This is a genomic window from Flavobacterium crassostreae, assembly GCF_001831475.1.
Lineage (GTDB): Bacteria > Bacteroidota > Bacteroidia > Flavobacteriales > Flavobacteriaceae > Flavobacterium > Flavobacterium crassostreae.
The window spans coordinates 1638769-1658654 of record NZ_CP017688.1 but is presented as its reverse complement, the minus strand read 5'-3'; the positions used below and the strand labels follow the sequence as shown (position 1 = coordinate 1658654).

Annotated in this window: 20 protein-coding genes and 1 tRNA gene; 11 read left to right on the top strand and 10 right to left on the bottom strand. The window is 32.3% G+C overall.

Annotation, left to right across the window (positions count from 1 at the left end; all coding sequences use genetic code 11):
• Window positions 1–2: 2 nt before the first annotated feature.
• From lolA1 to LB076_RS07425, 4 genes are all read left to right on the top strand, one after another.
• On the top strand, window positions 3–644 hold the full coding sequence (gene lolA1 / locus LB076_RS07440; RefSeq protein ID WP_066336900.1) for an outer membrane lipoprotein periplasmic chaperone LolA1: 642 nt from the start codon (window positions 3–5) through the stop codon (window positions 642–644).
• 8 nt (window positions 645–652) lie between these two features.
• A complete protein-coding gene (locus LB076_RS07435; protein WP_066336897.1) occupies window positions 653–2101 on the top strand; it encodes an LptF/LptG family permease in 1449 nt (482 codons plus the stop codon).
• Between the two features lies 1 nt (window position 2102).
• Window positions 2103–3236: a 3,4-dihydroxy-2-butanone-4-phosphate synthase gene (gene ribB / locus LB076_RS07430; RefSeq protein WP_066337087.1), complete on the top strand. Its 1134-nt coding sequence runs from the start codon at window positions 2103–2105 to the stop codon at window positions 3234–3236.
• A gap of 157 nt (window positions 3237–3393) precedes the next feature.
• A tRNA-Ser gene (locus tag LB076_RS07425) sits at window positions 3394–3481 on the top strand.
• A 132-nt stretch (window positions 3482–3613) separates the two neighbouring features.
• Here the strand turns inward: LB076_RS07425 and LB076_RS07420 are convergent.
• The 10 genes from LB076_RS07420 to LB076_RS07375 form a co-directional block, all read right to left on the bottom strand.
• Entirely contained in the window at window positions 3614–4567 is a 954-nt protein-coding gene (locus LB076_RS07420) for an ISAon1 family transposase (RefSeq protein ID WP_198402051.1), read from the bottom strand.
• Window positions 4568–4580: 13 nt separating this feature from the next.
• Window positions 4581–4943, bottom strand: coding sequence for an ISAon1 family transposase N-terminal region protein (locus LB076_RS07415; RefSeq protein WP_070786662.1), 363 nt, complete (start codon window positions 4941–4943; stop codon window positions 4581–4583).
• Window positions 4944–5028: 85 nt separating this feature from the next.
• Entirely contained in the window at window positions 5029–5709 is a 681-nt protein-coding gene (locus LB076_RS07410; protein ID WP_066336506.1) for a retron system putative HNH endonuclease, read from the bottom strand.
• Window positions 5709–7196, bottom strand: a complete 1488-nt coding sequence (locus LB076_RS07405) for an AAA family ATPase (protein WP_066336504.1) — start codon at window positions 7194–7196, stop codon at window positions 5709–5711. Before LB076_RS07405 ends, LB076_RS07410 begins: the two co-directional genes overlap by 1 nt.
• The gene (locus tag LB076_RS07400) at window positions 7196–8569 is read right to left on the bottom strand and encodes a restriction endonuclease subunit S (RefSeq protein ID WP_066336502.1); all 1374 of its coding nucleotides are present in this window, start codon (window positions 8567–8569) and stop codon (window positions 7196–7198) included. Before LB076_RS07400 ends, LB076_RS07405 begins: the two co-directional genes overlap by 1 nt.
• On the bottom strand, window positions 8559–10829 hold the full coding sequence (locus LB076_RS07395) for an N-6 DNA methylase (protein WP_232505640.1): 2271 nt from the start codon (window positions 10827–10829) through the stop codon (window positions 8559–8561). The genes LB076_RS07400 and LB076_RS07395 overlap by 11 nt, the downstream gene beginning before the upstream one ends.
• A gap of 3 nt (window positions 10830–10832) precedes the next feature.
• Window positions 10833–11039: a helix-turn-helix transcriptional regulator gene (locus LB076_RS07390; protein WP_065213545.1), complete on the bottom strand. Its 207-nt coding sequence runs from the start codon at window positions 11037–11039 to the stop codon at window positions 10833–10835.
• Window positions 11040–11106: 67 nt separating this feature from the next.
• The gene (locus LB076_RS07385; RefSeq protein WP_066336495.1) at window positions 11107–11343 is read right to left on the bottom strand and encodes a 7(1) septoil knot domain-containing protein; all 237 of its coding nucleotides are present in this window, start codon (window positions 11341–11343) and stop codon (window positions 11107–11109) included.
• A 26-nt stretch (window positions 11344–11369) separates the two neighbouring features.
• A complete protein-coding gene (locus LB076_RS07380; RefSeq protein ID WP_070786767.1) occupies window positions 11370–11597 on the bottom strand; it encodes an ISAon1 family transposase N-terminal region protein in 228 nt (75 codons plus the stop codon).
• Window positions 11598–11773: 176 nt separating this feature from the next.
• Window positions 11774–12199, bottom strand: coding sequence for a site-specific integrase (locus LB076_RS07375; RefSeq protein ID WP_066336491.1), 426 nt, complete (start codon window positions 12197–12199; stop codon window positions 11774–11776).
• A 226-nt stretch (window positions 12200–12425) separates the two neighbouring features.
• On the opposite strand from LB076_RS07375, the gene LB076_RS07370 reads away from it, so the two are divergent.
• From LB076_RS07370 to LB076_RS07340, 7 genes are all read left to right on the top strand, one after another.
• Entirely contained in the window at window positions 12426–12935 is a 510-nt protein-coding gene (locus LB076_RS07370; RefSeq protein ID WP_066336490.1) for a macro domain-containing protein, read from the top strand.
• Window positions 12932–13984, top strand: a complete 1053-nt coding sequence (locus tag LB076_RS07365; RefSeq protein WP_066336485.1) for a TerY-C metal binding domain-containing protein — start codon at window positions 12932–12934, stop codon at window positions 13982–13984. Before LB076_RS07370 ends, LB076_RS07365 begins: the two co-directional genes overlap by 4 nt.
• A 3-nt stretch (window positions 13985–13987) precedes the next feature.
• Window positions 13988–15397, top strand: a complete 1410-nt coding sequence (locus LB076_RS07360) for a PP2C family serine/threonine-protein phosphatase (protein ID WP_066336479.1) — start codon at window positions 13988–13990, stop codon at window positions 15395–15397.
• 3 nt (window positions 15398–15400) lie between these two features.
• Complete coding sequence (locus LB076_RS07355; RefSeq protein WP_066336478.1) at window positions 15401–16912, top strand: helix-hairpin-helix domain-containing protein; 1512 nt, start codon at window positions 15401–15403, stop codon at window positions 16910–16912.
• 29 nt (window positions 16913–16941) lie between these two features.
• On the top strand, window positions 16942–17742 hold the full coding sequence (locus tag LB076_RS07350) for a TerC family protein (RefSeq protein ID WP_066336477.1): 801 nt from the start codon (window positions 16942–16944) through the stop codon (window positions 17740–17742).
• Entirely contained in the window at window positions 17735–18037 is a 303-nt protein-coding gene (locus LB076_RS07345) for a DUF6804 family protein (protein WP_099092427.1), read from the top strand. Before LB076_RS07350 ends, LB076_RS07345 begins: the two co-directional genes overlap by 8 nt.
• 233 nt (window positions 18038–18270) lie before the next feature.
• A complete protein-coding gene (locus LB076_RS07340) occupies window positions 18271–19860 on the top strand; it encodes a type I restriction-modification system subunit M (RefSeq protein ID WP_066336472.1) in 1590 nt (529 codons plus the stop codon).
• The last annotated feature ends 26 nt before the right edge of the window (window positions 19861–19886 follow it).

Below are 19886 nucleotides of genomic sequence, written 5' to 3'. Positions count from 1 at the left end.
ACATGAAAAAATTAATTCAAATTGCATTTATTATTCTTTTTAGCTTTTCGGTACAAGCACAAGACAAAAAGGCAAAAGCGCTTTTAGATCAAGTGACTTCAAAAGTTAAAAGTTATAACAATATTGTAATTGATTTTAAATACTCCTTGAACAATGCCAAAGAAAACATCAATCAAGACAGCAAAGGAAACGTAACCCTAAAGGGCAACCAATATGTTTTGAATTTTATGGGAATTACCAAAATATTTGATGGCAAAAAAAACTATACCATTATTCCTGAAGACGAAGAAATCACCATATCCAGCGTAAATGAAAACGACGACAACGCTATTACACCATCCAAGATGCTAACTTTTTTTAATAGTGGCTATAAATATTATATGGATATTCTTCAGGATGTGAGAGGTAGAAAAATCCAATACATCAAACTAATTCCAACCAACCCAAGAGACCAACGAAAAGAAATTTTATTGGGTATTGATGTACAAACAAAACACATTTATAATTTGATAGAAATGGGCAAAAAAGGCACAAAGACAACATTAACCGTTAATTCTTTTAAAACGAACCAACCATTGTCAAAAAATCAATTTATCTTTGCGCAGAGTAAATACCCAAATTACTACATCAATAAATTAGATTAAATCACTAGGTGAAAATTCTTGACAAATATTTACTAAAAACATTCTTGATTACATTTGCTACGGTATTTGTAATCTTGTTTTTTATATTCATACTGCAAACCATTTGGCTATTTATAGCAGAGTTGGCTGGCAAAGATTTGGATTTTGTATTAATTATAAAATTCTTGATGTTCTCGATGCCCCGAATAATTCCGTTGGTACTCCCACTATCTATCCTGCTGGCTTCTATAATGACTTTTGGTAACCTTGCCGAAAATTACGAATTTGCAGCCATGAAATCTTCGGGAATTTCTCTCCAAAGAGCCTTACGAACCCTTACTGTTGCTATTGTAATAATTAGTTTTTTGGCCTTTATTTTTGCCAATAATGTCATTCCGTATGCAGAATTTAAGTTTACCAACTTTAGAAAAAACATTGCACAAGTAAAACCCGCTTTGGCCATAGCCGAAGGACAATTTAGTGAGGTTGGTTTTTATAACATCAAAGTAGACAAAAAATCTGGCGAAAACGGCAATTTTTTGACCGGAATTACGATACACAAAAAATCCAATACTGGAGACGGAAGCAAAATAGTTATTAAGGCCGTTGATGGAGAATTAATTAGTAGCGAAAAATCCAGCATCCTGCAATTGGTATTAAATAATGGTAATTATTACGAGGATATTGTTCCCGAAAAATACGAAGACCGTCAAAAAATGCCTTTTGCTAAAAGCGCCTTCCAAAAATACACTCTAAACATCGATTTATCCCATCTAAATCCGACCAACGTAGACGAAAATAACGTGACCAACACCAATACGATGTTGGATGTTCAGGAGCTGCGTTATACCATAGATTCTTTGAACAAGAGTTTTAAGACCGAAGTGGTTTCGTATGCCGAAAACATTCACTTAAGAACCGGAATACCCAATACCCAACCCATATACCTACAAGATACTTTAGGCAAATACAAATCCGTGCCTGAGGATATTTTATCTTTATATTCTCTGGATCAACAATCCAATATTTTAAAAAACGCAAGTAGCTATTTAACCAGCACCAACTATTCTATAGAGGCTACCAAAGTAGATCTTGCAAACAAACAAAAAAACATTAACAACCACTTGCTTGCCTTTTATGATAAATTTGTAATTGCATACGCTTGTTTTATGATGTTTTTTATAGGTGCCCCATTGGGTGCAATAATCCGCAAGGGAGGACTAGGACTTCCTATAATATTTGCGGTATTGATTTTTATTAGCTTTCACTTTATAAATACTTTTGGCAAAAGAATAGCCCAAGAAAACGGAATGACCCCATTTTTAGGAGCCTGGATGTCTTCTTTTATTCTGACACCATTAGCTATTTTGTTAACCTACAGAGCTACTAATGATATTGGTTTGATAAACATGGATGCCATACTTGCTCCAGTTCAAAAATTATTTAAAAAATTATTTCCCCAAAAAAAACAAGCCTAACATGCTCACAGATAAAATAGAATTAAACACCATTGATGAAGCAATAGAAGACATTCGTCAAGGAAAGATTATAATTGTAGTGGATGATGAAGACCGAGAAAACGAAGGCGATTTTCTGGCTGCCGCCGAAATGGTAACCCCGGAGATGGTAAACTTTATGGCTACTCACGGACGCGGATTGATCTGCGCTCCTCTAACCGAAAGCAGATGCAAAGAATTAGGTTTGCATGTAATGGTTAGCAACAACACGGATCCTATGGAAACTGCCTTCACGGTATCGGTAGACCTAAGAGGAAACGGTGTAACCACAGGAATCTCTGCATCAGATCGAGCCAAAACCATCTTAGCGCTAGTAAACACAGATACCAAACCACATGATTTAGCCAGACCTGGACACATCTTTCCGTTAATCGCAAAACAAGGTGGGGTTTTAAGACGAACCGGACACACCGAAGCTGCAATTGACTTTGCTAGACTTGCTGGGTTTAAATCTGCAGGAGTTATAGTAGAGATCATGAACGAAGATGGCTCTATGGCGCGCTTGCCACAACTGCTTGAAGTAGCCAAAAAATTTGATCTAAAATTAGTTTCTATAGAAGCGCTTGTAGCATACCGAATGCAACACGATAGTTTGATTGTCAAAAAAGAAGATTTTGATATCCAAACCCGTTTTGGCAATTTTCGTTTAAGAGCCTATGAGCAAACCACAAACAAGCAAGTACATATTGCACTAACCAAAGGAAATTGGGATTTAGGAGAGCCAGTTTTGACTAGAATTCACTCCTCTCAGGTCAATAATGACCTACTGGGCACCTTAACCAACAACGCAGACCAACAATTGGATGCCATGTTTAAAGTAATTAACGAACACGGCAAAGGGGCAGTTATTTTTATTAACCAAGACATGCAATCTGTAAATCTATTAAATAGAATTTCGGAATTAAAAAAATTGCAATTAGAAGGAGAAATTAAGGCTCCAAAAATAAAAATAGACAGCAAAGATTTTGGTATTGGGGCACAAATCTTACACGATATTGCTATTTCTAAAATCCGATTGGTATCCAACACCCAACAAGAAAAACGAGTAGGAATGATAGGATACGGCTTAGAGATAACGGAATATGTACCTTACTAAATAGTCTGACGCTGTTTTTTGCGACTGCTAAATAAAAGAATATGAGATCTTTACAAAAACATTAAATTTACTTTATTTTTTTTGTAAAATAACAGCTAATAATCCAAAAAAGCATCTTATATTTGCACTCGCAATCCAACACGGAAAGCACTTTATTGGAGAAATGGCAGAGCGGTCGAATGCGGCAGTCTTGAAAACTGTTGACTGTAACAGGTCCGGGGGTTCGAATCCCTCTTTCTCCGCCACTTTTCAAAGTAAAACCCTGTAAACTAAGCACTTACAGGGTTTTTTATTTTACGGTTGTCGGTTCGGTTGTTGTTTTAGTTCGTTTTGAAGCTAAAAAAGGATCAATCCTAAAACCTGTGGAGCAGCAAAAATTAGGCATAAATATTAGTTAGCCTAAAAAGAAAGAATTCTACATTTCTAACACCTCTAAACTGAGATCTAAAAGCTTTTATTTTGGCGTTAAAGGATTCTGCTGATGCATTAGTACTTCTATTATCAAAATAGTTCAATATGCTTTGATAATGATTGATTATGGTTCGAGATATTGTATTGAAAGACTTAAATCCAGATTGATTTACTTTTTCATGCCATTTAGCTAGTCTGGCAAAACCAATGATTTTATCGGTTGTGTTTTCAAAAATGTTCCGTAATCCTTGAGATAGATTGTAAGCTTCTTTTATGTCGGGATATAATTCAAACAACAATAATGCTCGTTGTAATTGATTCGCCGTCCATTTTGATTTATTCTTGTATAAGAAATACCTACTTCTAGCAAGTAACTGCTTAATAGTATCTCCATTAGTCAATACTTCAGGCTCAAACCTTTTCTTGTTTTTCTTCGCTTTTTCTATTGCCTGATTTTCTTGGTCTATAGCTTGCCAACGGTATTTAATTCTTATTTCCTGTAAAGCTTCTGTAGCCAATTTTTGAACGTGGAACCGGTCGATGACGCGAGTTGCATTAGGAAAGGATTTCTTGGCAATGAGCCCCATATTTCCTGCCATATCAAGGGTTATCTCGGTGACTAGATTTCGTTGTTTAAGAGGGATTCTTTCAATGATAGCGATTACCGTTTCCGCTTTAGTTCCAGCAATCATGGCCACTATAGTTCCTTTCTTTCCCTTTCCAGCTTTGTTGGTCAAAATAGTATAGAGTTCGCCATTGGACAAGGAGGTTTCGTCTATTGATAATCGTTTTCCAATGTTTTCAGGAAAAATAAGCCATTCTTTTGCGTGTAGTTTTTGATTCCATATTTTGAAATCACTTAAGAAATCTTTGTATTGATGTTGTAGGTTTTTACCGCTAACGCCATAGAAAGAGGCGATAGCATTGCAATCATTAGGCTTGGAATCTATGGATCTCTTTTAAAAAAGACGCAAACTCCTGTGTCACCCGAGTTCCGTCTGCTACTAAATTCCAATCTCTAAAAACTACTTTTCCAGTATCTTCGTTTAGCCATCTTCTTCGAGTGATATGAAGATATACCTGATGCCCACGAATAGGGAAATCCTGAACTGTTATTTCATCAAAGAACCCTTTTGAGCTCAATTTTGATTGTCGATGTTCTTTAGGAATTGAATTAATCTCCTTTAAGTAAAGATGAAGTATCTCTTCCTCTTTTTTATAGGAAGTCAGTTCAAAGTATTCAACTATGATTTCAGGAAGTAACAACTTGAGAAGGTCGACAAAAGAATCTTGCATTTGTATCTGATTTGGAAATACAAATATCTCTATTTTTATATTTCCCCACAACATTTAGACTTGATCCCTAAAAAACGAATAAATTCTAAACTTTTGTTTTTTGTTTATTTAATAAATACTCAACAAGTGAAGGAAAACGTGAACTATTAGCTTTAGCATTTTCTTTTTCTAAATAATCCTCTATTTTGTCTAGTGTATCAAATTGTGTATCTTTTACTCTAATCAAGTCATCAAACGTTTTTTTTCTCTCACTTACTAATTGCAAATTATTTAAGTCTAAAACCGTTATAAGGTGAACAACAGCTTGAAATCTTATTTGTAGAGATGCAATATTTGCTTTAAAATCTGAAAAGCTTCTGTATTCGTGTGTATTTGGTAAAATTTCACCAGTTGGCATATATTTAAAAAATGAAGCGCAATCTGGATGTAATAACAAATTAACTATAAGCTCATCACTTTTAACCGTATCACAATGCTTATTTGAATGGGTACAAGATAAATGAAGATTAAAGTAATCAAGCTCTTGAACTTTAAATTTTGATTGTGGTAGAAAATGTTCTAAAACAACCCTTAAAGAATGGTTTTCAATTTCTTGCTCACAATAACAACATAAATACTTTTGTTCACTAATTAGTATCTCTCTAAAATCGTTTTTATCTGGATTTATTAATTCTTTGAATGAGAATTTTTTTCCTTCTGCAATTAACCTTTGCTTCAAATTTGTAAGAAGTTGAGGTTCTATCTGATTTTTTCTGATAAACCTCATTATTCGTAAAAATTAATTAAAACATTTGCTCTTTGAAGTTCTTGGTGATTAGCCCCCATTGTTTGCTCTAATTTTGCTCTTAATTGGAGTGCTTCCTCTGATTGTGATTGACCAGTTGCAATAAGCTCTAAATAAGTTTTTAAAGCATTATCTACTTCTTCTATTCTTGGTGTAATATTTTGTTTTATTAATGATTCATCAACTGTTAGACCGTAAGTATTTTTAATAGAAGAAATTGTTCCTTTATCAATATAGTAAGCTTGTTTTTTTACTGTACTTAATAAAACTGGTGAATGCGTTGTTAATATAAACTGGTCTCTTTGAATAGCACCTTGAAAATAATCTTCCTCTGCATAGTCTTCTTCTGCATATTGAGTATTATTAATTTCTAAATCTGGTATTAAATCCCATTGCCATGATGGATTTAGATATGTATCTGGCTCATCCCATAAAAATAATGAGTTCTTACCTTGCAACAAATAAATCATTCCTTTAATGGCTAGAAATTGCTGTTCACCTTCACTTAAACCATTAAAAGGAATAGATACATCAATATTTTCTTTTTTTACCTTTAAAGTAATACCTGCTAGGTTTTTAGTAGTGTGTAGAATATTAAGTAGTTTGAAAATGTCATCTTCATAACCAAATATCTCTTTTAGTTTCAACAAAGCATTATTTCCTTTAAACTTGTATGTAATCCAGTTTATTCTCTCATTGTATTTAGTAGAACGGTGTAAAACTGGTAATCCTTCTGCATCTTCATCTAGTTGTACTAAATGTATTTTTTCAATAAAGTTTCTAACTATTCCATCAGTATCAAAGAAGTTTTCAAAAGTATGGTCTTTGATCCATCCAGTATGTTTTTTGATATGTATTTCAAAAGAATCAAGAGCAGTTATATTAAAATACTTTTTAAAGAAATCCTCATAAATTGGTGCATCATTAGAAAATGAAAAAAGAGCTAATAGAATCATTTGATAATGAATAGGCTCTAAAGCAATAATTGGAGGTAATGCAACCGCTTTTTGTCTTCTAAATAATTTTGAATACTCTTGTTTAAACTTATTTGAAACGGTATTAAAACGCCCTGAGAAACCAGAGTAATAAAGTATAATATTCTCTGGCAAAAGACTTTCTAAATCGGTGTGATTTGGTGCTCTAAATGTATTATTTACTCTTCTAATCTCTGAAACTGGAACAAAAACCTCATCAATTGAAACTCCTTCCAAAGCTTCATTTTTATTACACTTTATATTGATTGTTGTAACTTCTAAAACATAAGTAATAGAAAATTTAAAAGGTGCTTTTTTACTTTGGCTATGAATTAAAAAATCAAAAATTTGAATCATTGCTTCTAAAACATTTGTTTTTCCAGAAGCATTTTTACCCATTAATAACAAAGCTGGTGAAGCATTATCTTCTGTTATCTCCCAATGAAAATTGGATAGGTTTTTATACTTTTCAATTTTTAAATCTAATAATTTCATTAGCTGTTAAATATTTCGTTCTCAAATTCTATTAAAGCATTATCGTTATTATTAATTGAATCAACTTTCAATTTTCTAATTTTAGAATCTAAATTTTCAATAAAATCTACTATTTCAATTTGCTTTTCAACTGGAGGTATAGGAAATATTATCTTTTTTAAATTTGTTACACCTAATTCAGTTTGTTTAGTTGTTTGTGCAGACTTTATATTTTCTACTTGACTTTGACCATAAGAGCTATTAAATAAAAAAGTAAAATACTTTGGATTAACTTCTTTTGGGTTTAATCTTAACATTAATAAATGACTATCATATAACAAACCTTCATTATTGGAATTAATATAACTAGCTCTTCCAATTGTACCTTCTCCAGTTGAATTAATTAAAATGTCACCTTCTCTAGTTAGAAAATCTTTATCAATACTTTTAAACCAGTTATCACTTACAGTTTTTTTAAATTGTAAGTCTATAAAATTCCATCTATTACATTTTTGATTAAGAATGTATGATTTTCCATTTATATCATATTTGGGACTTTTACCTCTATAAATTTCAATTGCAAGATTTTTACTCAAGTCAATTGAAGTAACAGGATATTTATTTGATTTCCATAATGAAAATTCTAAATTATTCATTGACCAGTCTGAAATTTCACTGTAATTAACTAATTGAAGTCCTTTTTTAATTTCTTTTTTTTCAAATTTTTTAACTCCAATTAAATCAAATAAATATTTTTCAATTTCAATTTCAAGATTATTGGCTTCATTTATTTGCTTTTCAGCTAAATCAATTTTTGTTTTATAATTATTTACAATTCTATTCTGTTCCTCAATTGAAGGTAGTACAATGTTTATTTCATCCCTTAACTGGTCTGGTTTTATATATTTTCGGTTTGTAGTTCCAGAAACATAGCCATCCATATATTCGTTAATTCTTTTGCTCTTGAAAAGCAACTGAAGGAACTCTGGATTTGCTTTTTCAGTTTCAATTTTGGCAAAAGTCATATTTGAAGAGGCTACACCATCTGCTAGTTCTTCTGTAATTATACCAAAAGCTCCGTTTTTTGTATCAACTTTGCACCAAAATAAATGATTTGGTTTAGCTTGTTGATAGGTTCTCATTTTTAGAGTATCACCTTTAACGGTTCTATTCACAAAAGCCCCTTTACCATAAGCTCTAGCACCAAGAATTTTATATTCTTTAGTATCTTCAATTTGAACTTTTGATATAATAGGTTTAGTTAAAAATTCACCAAACAAAACAACTGGATATTTTTTATTGAAAATATCAGATTGATGGTAAAAGCTTTTAACATCCCAAATTTTAAGCTCTGAAAATGGTACGGTAATAATCATATTTTTATTATTTTCCATAAAACATTTCTGGCTCTTGAGCTATTGAAGGATTTCCTGCAAATGGTATTCTATAAAAATTCTCTTCCTCATCAACTTCATAATTGATGTAATCAAATTTTTTATCCCAAAGCTTGTTGTTTTTTCTGTATTCTAAAAACTCTTCTGCTAGTGGTTTAAGTTCGTTTTCAATTTGAGCACCAGTTGTGCTAATTCCTGCTTTTTCTACCTCAGCAATTGGAATTTCATAATCAAACTCTTTTTTTACTTTAGCCTTTATTTCGTTTTCAATTCTATCTTCTAATTCCTTCAGAGATGCTTTAAGGGCTTTTTTCTCTTCTGCATTTGGGGCTTCTTTTCCTTTTAAAGCAAATTTTGCTTTAAGATTATCAAGTTCGGTTTTATGTTTTGCTTCAATTTCTTTAGATGCTTTTGTAGTAACATTTTTCCATTGTTTTGTTTCTTCCTCTGTAAACTTTTTAAAGAAAAGCAAACTAGGTTTTACCATTGCACCACTAGCAATAAAAACATCTTGAGGAATTGAAGTAATTAAAACAATCTTAGCTTTACTTTCTACAAATTCTCTGATTTTTTGAAGGTTACTATTGTTTAAAACTCCTTCTGGTAAAACAATTCCAACTCTTCCTCCTGGTTTTAATAGGTTCAAACATCTTTCAATAAATAAGACCTCAGTTAGTGAACTCATTTTTCCAGTTTTGTATAAATCTAAAAGAGGTTCACCAATGTTATCATTAATCTGTTTTAAAGCATTGTCATAAGCTTTACCATATCGATTTTTATACTCAGCAATTCTAACCTCATCAGTATATTTATCAGATTCCGTAATTAGTAAACTCTTTTCTATTCTAGCTCCAAAAGGAGGATTAGTTAGTATTACATCAAAACGATTTTCAAAAATTCCATTCACGTTTAACAGCCCATCATTATGATGTACACCACCATGACCATCACCGTGCATAATCATATTCATTTTGGCGGTTCTACTCATTCTAGGGTTCGCATCCGTTCCAAAAATACAATCGTAAGAAAGTACTCTTAATCTGCTTTTAGGATTGTTTATGTCTAATTCTTGATTTAGATAAAAGAATAATTGATTAACTTTTTCTTCAATTTCTAATTTCTTTTTATCAGTAGAATTAGTGTATTCATCATTAAAATATTTTCTTTTAATGACTTCTTTTTGTTCTTGAATTTCAGCTTCTATTTTAGCTCTTACATATTCAAAAGCTTTAATTAAGAAACCTCCAGAGCCACAACAAGGGTCGCAAATTATTTCACCTTCTTGAGGGTCGAGAATTTCCACCATAAAATCTACTACTGTTCTAGGTGTAAAAAATTGTCCTAATTCACCTCTAAAAGTTCTTCCTAAAAATTGTTCAAAAGCAATACCTTTAACGTCATCAGAAGTAGTTGATAGATTGTATTTTTCTAGTTTTTCTACAATAGCTTCAAAACTATTTTCTCTAATTCTAACCGTTTCATTTTCTGCAAACAAATCTTGATTTTTAAAGTCTTCTTTGGTGCTTTCAAATAGTTGTTGATAGAACGGTCTACTATCTTTTGACTTATGTCTATCGTATGCTTCTTTATCAGATAAGAATTGTTTTTTTGAAAAAATTTGAGTTCCAGTATTGGAACGCTCATATCTAATTTTTATGAAAAGAATTTTTGAAATTTCATCAAAAGCGGCTTCTGGTGAAAGTTTATCATTGTTACGAATAATGTTATGACAATTAAAAAGCAGTTTAGAAAATTCATCTCTGGTGAATGCTTTAGTTTGTTTTAATAACTCATCTATTTTCTTTTCGCTTTTTATGCTTTCTGCATCTGGAATATCAATAATCTCTTCTAAGTGTTTTGGAATTTTTCCTTTTACAACTTTGAAAATTCTAGTTTCTTTAATGTTTGTTGTAACAAAAAAATCTGCGCCAGCCCATGAGGCATAATTGTAACCTTGAAAATAATCTTCCTCTCTTACTGTTATATGTTCCGCTTTACATTCTACTACAATAACTGGACTATTAGAATCGGTTTTATCTTTTTTGTTTTTCCAAATTACAATATCTGCACTTGCTCTACCTTGACCTCTTTGTGAATTGTTTACTTGAATTTCTTGAGCCATTTGATCCAAAGAAAAACCATAATCGTTTACAAGTCTTTTAATATACTCTTGTCTTACAGTTTCTTCTGGTGTTTGAATTAGCCACTTATCTTTAAGAGGTGCAAATATTTGATTGTTCTTTGTTTGAATTTCTATCATTTCTTAAAGAGTTGAATTTATTAATTCCTTTACATCAACAGCTAATAAGTTAGCTATAAGTACTAAATTTTCTAAAGATGGTTGCACTTCATTTGTACACCATCTTGAAACCGTTGTTTCATTTTTGTTTAGCTTTTCAGATAACCATTTATTAGTTTTTCCTTTTTCTGCTAGAACAACTTTAAGTCTATTTATTGTCTTTTTGCTCATATTAATTAGCGTATAATGCAAATATATCTTCTTTTGAAGTAAGTTTAGATAAATTAAAGTAAAAAAATTAAAATTTTATTTTGCTTTCAAATTCTGTAAAAAACACAATCTTATCTGCTAAGTATTTTTCTTTGACTATGTAAACAACTAAATCTGCTTCATTTTTATATTTGACTTCAAACCAAATTCCTTTTTTAACACTTTTAATCCAGTTGGTTTTTAATACTATCCAATTAGCATCATACTCCTTTTGTGAAACAAATATTTTGTAATCTGCTTCTTTTGGATTTGATGTATAAAACACTTTTTGAGAAAATGAATTTGTACAAATTAGAAATATAATTGCTGTCCCCGGATAGGGAAATCCTGAACTGTTATTTCATCAAAGAACCCTTTTGAGCTCAATTTTGATTGTCGATGTTCTTTAGGAATTGAATTAATCTCCTTTAAGTAAAGATGAAGTATCTCTTCCTCTTTTTTATAGGAAGTCAGTTCAAAGTAGTCTACTATTATTTCAGGAAGTAACAACTTGAGAAGGTCGACAAAAGAATCTTGCATTTGTATTAAATTTTAAAATGCAAATATCTAAATTTAATATTTCCCCACAACTTTTAGACTTGATCCGCAATTTCTTTAATACATTCACTAATTTGACTTGCGTTCGAAAATCCCTTCATAATTGTAAATTTGAAAACCAACATTTGTTAGTTTTCAAATTTACATTTAAAATCTATTTAGTCAAATTCTTTCATTAAAATCTTCATGTGTTGTTTTACAGTATCATCCAGCAATTTTGCATAATGCTGAGTTTGGGTAATTCGTTTATGTCCCATAATTTGGCTAATTACCTCCATTGGAATATTATTAGCCAAAGCAACTGTGGTTGCGAAAGTATGTCTTCCAACATACCATGTCAAATTTTTACAGATGCCACATAAATCTGCAATTTCTTTGAGATAAGCATTCATATTAGAATTACTTCGATTTGGAACCAATCGATTTTCCTCTAAACATTCAGGGTCGTCTTTGTATTTGTCGATTATACGTTGCAATGGAGGAATAACTAAAACATTGGTCTTTACACCTGTCTTTTGTCTTTTTGTTTGAATCCAGCTGTCTAAATCGTTATCTAAGCTATAATTACCTTGACGAAGGTTCATCACATCAACTGGAGCATAGCTAGTATAGCAACTGAATAAGAATATATCACGTGTTACATCTAACCTCCGATTTGAAAATACTTTGTTTTCAATAGCCTTTTCTCTCCCATTTTTAATTTTTTAAAAATAAGAATAAAGCCTTTTCAAGTAGGTTTAGGATTGTCAATTGATATGTCACAAATTGTGCTTTTAATAATTTTTTTAATGCTACTAAATTTATTTTAAAATGAGGATTGAATTACATTTTGGTGATATTACAGAGTATACTGCGGATTGTATTGTAAATGCTGCTAGACCTTCACTTTTAGGTGGTGGCGGTGTGGATGGGGCAATTCACAGAAAAGCAGGAATGGCTCTTTCGGAATTTTGTAAAACACTTGGTGGCTGCTCCGTCGGAGAAGCCAAAATTTCGCCCGCGTTTAATTTGCCTGCCCAAAATATTATTCACACAGTTGGTCCCAGGTATTTATTTAAAAGCGAATCCGAAATTCAAGACTTAAAAAACTGTTACTTAAATTCATTAGAAATTGCTAAAAAGCACAAATTTAAAACGGTGGTGTTTTCAAACATTTCAACTGGAGCTTATGGGTTTCCCAAAGATTTAGCTTCAACTATTTCTTTTGAAACAGTAACATCTTTTTTATTGGAAAATGAATTTCCAGAAAAAGTGATTTTTTGTTGTTATGATGTAGAAAATTTAGAATTGTATTTGAATTTAATAAAAGAAAAAATATGAGAAGATTACCTATTTATTTCCTGATAGACATTTCAGAATCAATGGTTGGCGAACCTATTCAACAAGTTGAGGAAGGATTAGCTACTATTATTCAAGCTTTAAAAACCGACCCACACGCACTAGAAACCGTGTTTGTGTCTATCATTGTGTTTGCAGGGCAAGCAAAAACATTAGTCCCTTTACAAGAAATAGTTAGTTTTTATCCACCTAAATTTCCTATTGGAAGTGGCACCTCTTTAAGTAAAGGTTTGGGACATTTAATGCACGAATTAAGAACGAACATAGTTAAGACAACTTACGAAGTTAAAGGCGACTGGAAACCTATTGTATATCTGTTTACCGATGGTGTACCAACAGATGATAGTAAAGCGGCTATTCATGAATGGAAACAAAACTGGCAAAAAACAGCCAATATGATTGCGGTCTCTTTTGGTAATGAAACAGATACTAAACTTTTGGGAGAATTAACGGATAATGTTTTACAATTTAAAAATACCAATGTACAATCCTATAAAGAGTTCTTCAAATGGGTTACAGACTCTATTAAAACAAGTAGCATCAGTGTTGAAAATAATGCAACCGGATTTGAATTGGCAAAATTAGATGGTGAAACTTTATCGAAAATAGATTTAACCAAGTCAGAGCCAAACAGACAATTTGTAGATGATAATTTTGTGGTCCTCAACGGGAAATGCCAAAATACAAAAAGACCCTATTTAATGAAATACCGCAAATCAATTGCTCCTTCAAGTTTTGCCGGTATCGAATTAGGTACTAAAAGCTACAGATTAGTTGGGGCCTATCAGGTGGACAACTCTTACTTTGAGTTGGCAGACAACGCTAATTTTACCAATAAAGTAAATACCGATGAATTAATTGGTGGACCAACCTGCCCGTGTTGTGGTAATCAAATTGCATTCGCAGTTTGTTCTTGTGGAAAAATTCATTGTATAGGAGAAGAAGAATTGAGCACCTGTCCTTGGTGTGGAAATCAAGGAACTTACGGTAATGGTGATGGTGGATTTGATGTAAATAGAACACAAGGATAAATTATGGAAGAAACAAAAAAATATATTGAAGCTTTTTTATTCCAAAATAAAATTGACGTTGCAACAAGTAAATTGTCTCTTTTTGATGATTTTATTTCTAATGAAACGAATATTAAATCCGTACAAATAATTCAAGAAAATCAAAAAATGATTATGGCAAATTGGACGTTAAAAACACGAATTGACGATATTATTATACAATCAGTATCATTACCAAACGGTACAGTAGATAAAAAATATGAAGCGAAATTTGACTTTATTAACTTAGGTTGGAAAGATGTTATTTATTCAGAAATTATAGACTTGGAAGAAACCGGCCTTGAATTTAATAATGAAGAAGAGTTACTTTTTGGAAATCCATTAATAAGTGGAGATTTAAAAATAAAATTCCTTTTCAGAGTAGAAGGCGAAGCCGAAGATTCTAATTTGAATGAAAAAATAATAACCATTATAATCAATCCAGATCCTAAATCTTTATGGAAAAATATTGAAAGTGACAAAAAAGCACCTTTTTGGAAAGAGGACAATGTTGCAGTTTCAAGTGATTTCTTGGACAAAAAGATAGTTGTAGCTTCCAAAAGAGGGAGAAGCCACGCAAATGTTGGTTCTTTCAGAGATGATGATTTTGCTTTCAAAAAAATTAACGATACAGGGTGGAGTATTTTAGCAGTTTCCGATGGAGCTGGTTCAGCCAGTTTATCAAGAGAAGGTTCAAAAATGTCTTGTGATTTAGCGATTAGTTATTTTGAAGAAAACTTCACCTCTGATTTTTTAAAGGAATTTGGCGAAACATTATTGCAACACAATAATCAAACAGATGAAGATTCTTCAAAGAAAATAAGCCGTTTTGTCTATGATAACCTTTCAAAAGCAGCATGGTTTGTTCATAAAGAATTAGAGAAATTCGCAATAAAATTAGAAAAACCATTAAAAGATTTTCATTCCACATTGATTTTTGCGTTAATAAAAAAATATGATTTTGGTTATGCCATTTTAACCTTTGGAGTTGGTGACTGCCCAATAGGATTATTAAATACAGATTTAACTGAAATTAAATTAATGAATTGGTTAGATGTTGGAGAATTTGGTGGAGGAACACGCTTTATTACAATGCCTGAAATATTTAAAAGCGATAAACTTCAAACACGTTTTGGATTCAAATTAGTAGATGATTTCTCCTATTTAATGCTAATGACAGACGGAATCTATGATCCGAAATTTGTCGTTGAAGCAAATTTAGAAAAAATAGAAAAATGGAAGGAATTCCTGGAAGATTTACAAGGTAAAAACGAGGATGGGTTATCGGTAGATCTTAACAGAGATAATGACAATATAGCGAATCAACTTTCAAATTGGATGGACTTTTGGAATCCAGGAAATCATGATGACAGAACACTTGCAATAATCTATTAAACTATGAAAACAATTACTGTAAAATCGATTAATGATTCTTCGAAATCTTATCAATATATAGATAATGGTGAACCGATGCGTGGTGGTGTGAAAGATGTTTTTTTTAGCCCTGATAAAAAATACGTTGTGGCCATTTTTAGAGATAAATTAGATTTTAATCAAAAAGAAAGGTTACAAAAAATAACAAATCATTATTTGCCACAAATTCAAAAAAAAGAAGCTGGCGACTACTATTTAAATGAAGTGTTTCGATGGCCAACAGATGTGATCGAGCATAATGGATTTATTGGTGTCATTGTTCCCATATATAATTCTAAATTTTTCTTCAAAAAAGGATATGAAACAAGTGATTTAATTCAAGGAAAAGAAAAAAACGGAAAATGGTTTGCTGGTGCAAAATTTAGGAACCCTCAATTTCCATTGAAAGTTGCAAATTCAGAATTAGGGGATTGGTTAAGCTACTTCCAGGTATGTGTGAATTTAACTCGTGGAGTTAAAAAAATGCACGCCATGGGACTAGCACATTCTGACTTATCCTATAATAACGTGCTTATTGATCCTGTTGAAAAATCGGCATGTATAATTGACTTAGATGGTCTCGTAGTTCCTGGAATGTTTGCCGCTGAAGTGATTGGAACAGCCGAATTTATTGCTCCGGAAGTACTTTCTAGTAAACATTTAAACAAGACAGATTCAAATAGGAAATTACCTAATAGGCTGACTGATTTACACGCTTTACCTGTACTTATTTACATGTTTTTGTTGCACAGACATCCCTTAAAAGGAGGCAAAGTGCATGATCTTGATACTGAAAAAGATGATTTGCTATCGATGGGCGAAAAAGCAATGTTTATAGAACATCCAACAGATAAGACAAACAGACCTAAACTTGCTCAAGGCTCAAAATGGGATTTGCCATGGGCAGATATTAACAAACTTCCTTATTCGGTTACTGGCCCCTATCTAAAGACCTTATTTGACAAAGTTTTTATAGACGGATTGCACAACCCAATGCAAAGGCCAACAGCAGATGAGTGGGAAATTGCTTTATTAAAAACAACCGATTTAATGCAGAAATGCCATAATGTTTCTTGTGAACAAAAATGGTATGTATTTGATAACACAAATACCCCTAAATGCCCATTTTGTGGTACGGCTCATAAAGGCACTCTGCCCATCTTAGACCTTTACTATCAATTTAAAGAATCCGTATGGAAACCTGAAAATCATAGACTAATGGTTTATAAAGATCAATATCTTTTTCAGTGGCACGTAAATCGAAATATTACAAGAAATGAAAAAATTACCCCTGACCAAAAAGTTCCAGTGGGCTATTTCACCTTTCACAACAACAAATGGGTCTTAGTAAATCAAAAATTAACATCATTAAAAGACGTAACCGAAAATAAAGAAATCCCAATCGGATCCATGGTAGAATTAACCGATGGAAAAAAACTTCTATTATCAAAAGAAGATGGCGGAAGAGTTGTAGTAATAACAATGGCAAATAAATAAGTAAATAAATAACCTTAAATAAATATAAAATGAATGAATTAATTTTTCACATTAGTACACTTTGGCAAGACATTATCAGTCATCCAGGCGCATCACTAGCAATAATAGGTAATTTAATAATTATAGAAAGCTTATTATCGGTGGACAACGCAGCCGTTTTGGCTACAATGGTTATGGATCTACCTCAAAAACAAAGAGACAAAGCATTAAAATATGGAATTTGGGGAGCTTATTTTTTTAGAGGATTAGCAATGATTTTCGCTTCGTTTCTAATAACAATCTGGTGGCTTAAACCTTTGGGCGGGATCTATTTATTATATTTAGTTTATGACTACTGGAAAAGCAAACAAACCGTATCTACAGATGATGATACACTAGACAAAGAAAGTAACTGGCTATATAAATTAACAGTTGGCTCATTAGGTACATTTTGGGCAACAGTTTGTCTAGTAGAATTAATGGATATGGCTTTTTCAATTGATAATGTTTTCGCAGCTGTAGCATTTACTCCAAATATCATATTAGTTTGTATTGGAGTATTTATTGGTATTCTTGCTATGCGATTTATAGCGCAATGGTTTGTTAAACTTATGGAAAAATACAATTTTCTTGAAACAGCCGCATTCATTGTAATTGCAATATTGGGTTTAAAACTAACGCTATCATTGTTTGAGCATTTTTATCCCCAAAGTTCAATAAGTATTTTTTTAGGAAGCCATACTGCTGATATTGGAATATCTGTTCTTACAGTTGCAATATTCTTTATCCCAATTATTACTTCTTCCTTTCTAAATTTCCCAAAGAAAAGTATAACTTCTTCTGTTGAATAGTTCAATAAAAATAGTTTTAACAATTTTATTAATGGCATGTCTCTTAGACATGCCTTACGGCTTCTACCAATTTGTTCGTTTTGTGGCAATGGTTGCATTTGGTTATCTCGCTTATTCTGTCATGAAACGAAATAGAAAAAATGAGATGTTTATCTATATTGCATTGGCCTTTTTATTTCAACCTTTTATCAAGATCGCCTTGGGCAGAACCATTTGGAATATAGTAGATGTAATTACTGCGATAGGATTATTGATTTCTGTCATTAAAGACACAAAAATAAAATTGAGTCGTTAATCTTATAATTACAAAAAATATTGCCTGCCCTATGTAGAGTACTTTTCAATATCACTAAAAGTGGGTATGGTACAATCCTTCAAAATGCCGTTTATTTACAACTTTCAATTAAAACAAATCAACGGTATTCAATCTATCTGAAATAATTTATCCTATACGGTTTCCCACATTTTCTAAGAAGTATTTTTTAATACCTTAGCGAAATACTATTGCTATAATCATTTAAACAAATAATGTCAAAGACTCCTATAAAAGCAGATGTCAATTTTGAACAAGAATTATGGAAAGCTGCTAACGAACTACGTGGCGCAGTCGCTGAAAATCAATACAAAGACTATATCCTTCCATTAATTTTCTTGAAACACATGTCTGAACGATATGAGATTCGAAAAGAAGAATTACTGGATTTAGTGCAAGACAAAACCTCAGGTTATTATACCCAAGACCAAGACGAAATCAATTACGTTTTAGAAGACGCCGACGAGTATCTATCTAAAAACATCTATATTATTCCCAAAGAAGCTACTTGGCAATATCTAAAAGAAAATGCAGAGCAAGACAACATCAAAGTAATCATTGATGATGCATTTGATGTGTTAGATAATACACTGGCATTATTCCGTCCTGATTTAAAAGGAATCTTACCCCGACTTTTTGTAAAAAGTCAATTATCCCCAAAACAAGTAGGTGGATTGATCAACTTACTTTCTAACCCGAAACTCTCTCAAAAAGAAAACCCCGAAAGTGATATTTTGGGTCGTGTGTATGAATATTACATAGGTAAGTTCGCCATTGCCGAAGGTTCTGGTGCGGGACAATTCTTTACACCTGGAAGTATCGTGCGATTGATGGTCGAAATAATCGAACCTTACCAAGGTAAAATATTTGACGCAGCCTGTGGTTCAGGTGGAATGTTTGTACAATCCTTGAAATTCTTGGAATCTCATGGTGGTGACAAAAAGAATATCTCTATCTACGGACAAGAGCGTTATGATGGTACTTTGCGTTTATGTAAAATGAACTTAGCCTTACGTGATTTATCTTTTGATGTCCGTTTGGGAGAATCTTTGCTAAACGATAAATTCCCAGACTTAAAAGCCGACTTTATCATTGTTAACCCGCCGTTTAACGTCAGCCAATGGCATCCCGAAGATTTACCTGAAAATGATCCTCGTCTTTTTGGCCCCAAAGAAGAATTTACCACAGACGGTAGTGCTAACTACATGTGGATGCAAACCTTTTGGAGTCATTTAAGCAATACAGGAACAGCCTCAGTAGTAATGGCAAATGGCGCCATGACCTCAAACAACAAAGGAGAGAAAAACGTACGAGAATATATGGTCAACAACCAAATGATTGATTGCATTGTGCGTTTACCAGATAAATTATTCCTAACCACAGGAATTCCTGCATGTATCTTTATTTTAAGTAAAAACCGTGATGGAAAAGATGGCGTTCACCGCGAACGAACTAATGAAATCCTATTTATTGATACCAGTAAAATGAGAACCATGGAAAGCCGTAAACTGCGTGTTTTTACTGATGCCGACATCGATAAAGTTGCCGAAACCTACCATGCTTGGAGAAACATAAATAGCATTTATGAAAACACCGATGGTTACTCTTATGCTGCAACTTTAGCCGAAGTACAACAACAAGACTACAAATTGACACCCGGTATTTATGTGGGCACCGAAGAAGTAGAAGATGATGGTATTTTGTTTGAAGATAAAATAACAGGATTAAAAGCACAACTACAAGAACAGTTTACCAAAGGGAATGAATTGCAAGGGAGAATTATGGAGAATTTCGGAAAGCTATAATCATTAATATTTTGAGACCAATAAGA

Bases quoted from the DNA above. Each gene is read 5' to 3' on its own strand.
- lolA1 (WP_066336900.1), top strand. From the start codon at position 3: ATGAAAAAATTAATTCAAATTGCATTTATTATTCTTTTTAGCTTTTCG.
- ribB (WP_066337087.1), top strand. From the start codon at position 2,103: ATGCTCACAGATAAAATAGAATTAAACACCATTGATGAAGCAATAGAA.
- LB076_RS07415 (WP_070786662.1), bottom strand. From the start codon at position 4,943: ATGCAAGATTCTTTTGTCGACCTTCTCAAGTTGTTACTTCCTGAAATC.
- LB076_RS07410 (WP_066336506.1), bottom strand. From the start codon at position 5,709: ATGAGGTTTATCAGAAAAAATCAGATAGAACCTCAACTTCTTACAAAT.
- LB076_RS07405 (WP_066336504.1), bottom strand. From the start codon at position 7,196: ATGAAATTATTAGATTTAAAAATTGAAAAGTATAAAAACCTATCCAAT.
- LB076_RS07400 (WP_066336502.1), bottom strand. From the start codon at position 8,569: ATGGAAAATAATAAAAATATGATTATTACCGTACCATTTTCAGAGCTT.
- LB076_RS07395 (WP_232505640.1), bottom strand. From the start codon at position 10,829: ATGATAGAAATTCAAACAAAGAACAATCAAATATTTGCACCTCTTAAA.
- LB076_RS07390 (WP_065213545.1), bottom strand. From the start codon at position 11,039: ATGAGCAAAAAGACAATAAATAGACTTAAAGTTGTTCTAGCAGAAAAA.
- LB076_RS07380 (WP_070786767.1), bottom strand. From the start codon at position 11,597: ATGCAAGATTCTTTTGTCGACCTTCTCAAGTTGTTACTTCCTGAAATA.
- LB076_RS07375 (WP_066336491.1), bottom strand. From the start codon at position 12,199: ATGAACCTTCGTCAAGGTAATTATAGCTTAGATAACGATTTAGACAGC.
- LB076_RS07370 (WP_066336490.1), top strand. From the start codon at position 12,426: ATGAGGATTGAATTACATTTTGGTGATATTACAGAGTATACTGCGGAT.
- LB076_RS07365 (WP_066336485.1), top strand. From the start codon at position 12,932: ATGAGAAGATTACCTATTTATTTCCTGATAGACATTTCAGAATCAATG.
- LB076_RS07360 (WP_066336479.1), top strand. From the start codon at position 13,988: ATGGAAGAAACAAAAAAATATATTGAAGCTTTTTTATTCCAAAATAAA.
- LB076_RS07355 (WP_066336478.1), top strand. From the start codon at position 15,401: ATGAAAACAATTACTGTAAAATCGATTAATGATTCTTCGAAATCTTAT.
- LB076_RS07350 (WP_066336477.1), top strand. From the start codon at position 16,942: ATGAATGAATTAATTTTTCACATTAGTACACTTTGGCAAGACATTATC.
- LB076_RS07340 (WP_066336472.1), top strand. From the start codon at position 18,271: ATGTCAAAGACTCCTATAAAAGCAGATGTCAATTTTGAACAAGAATTA.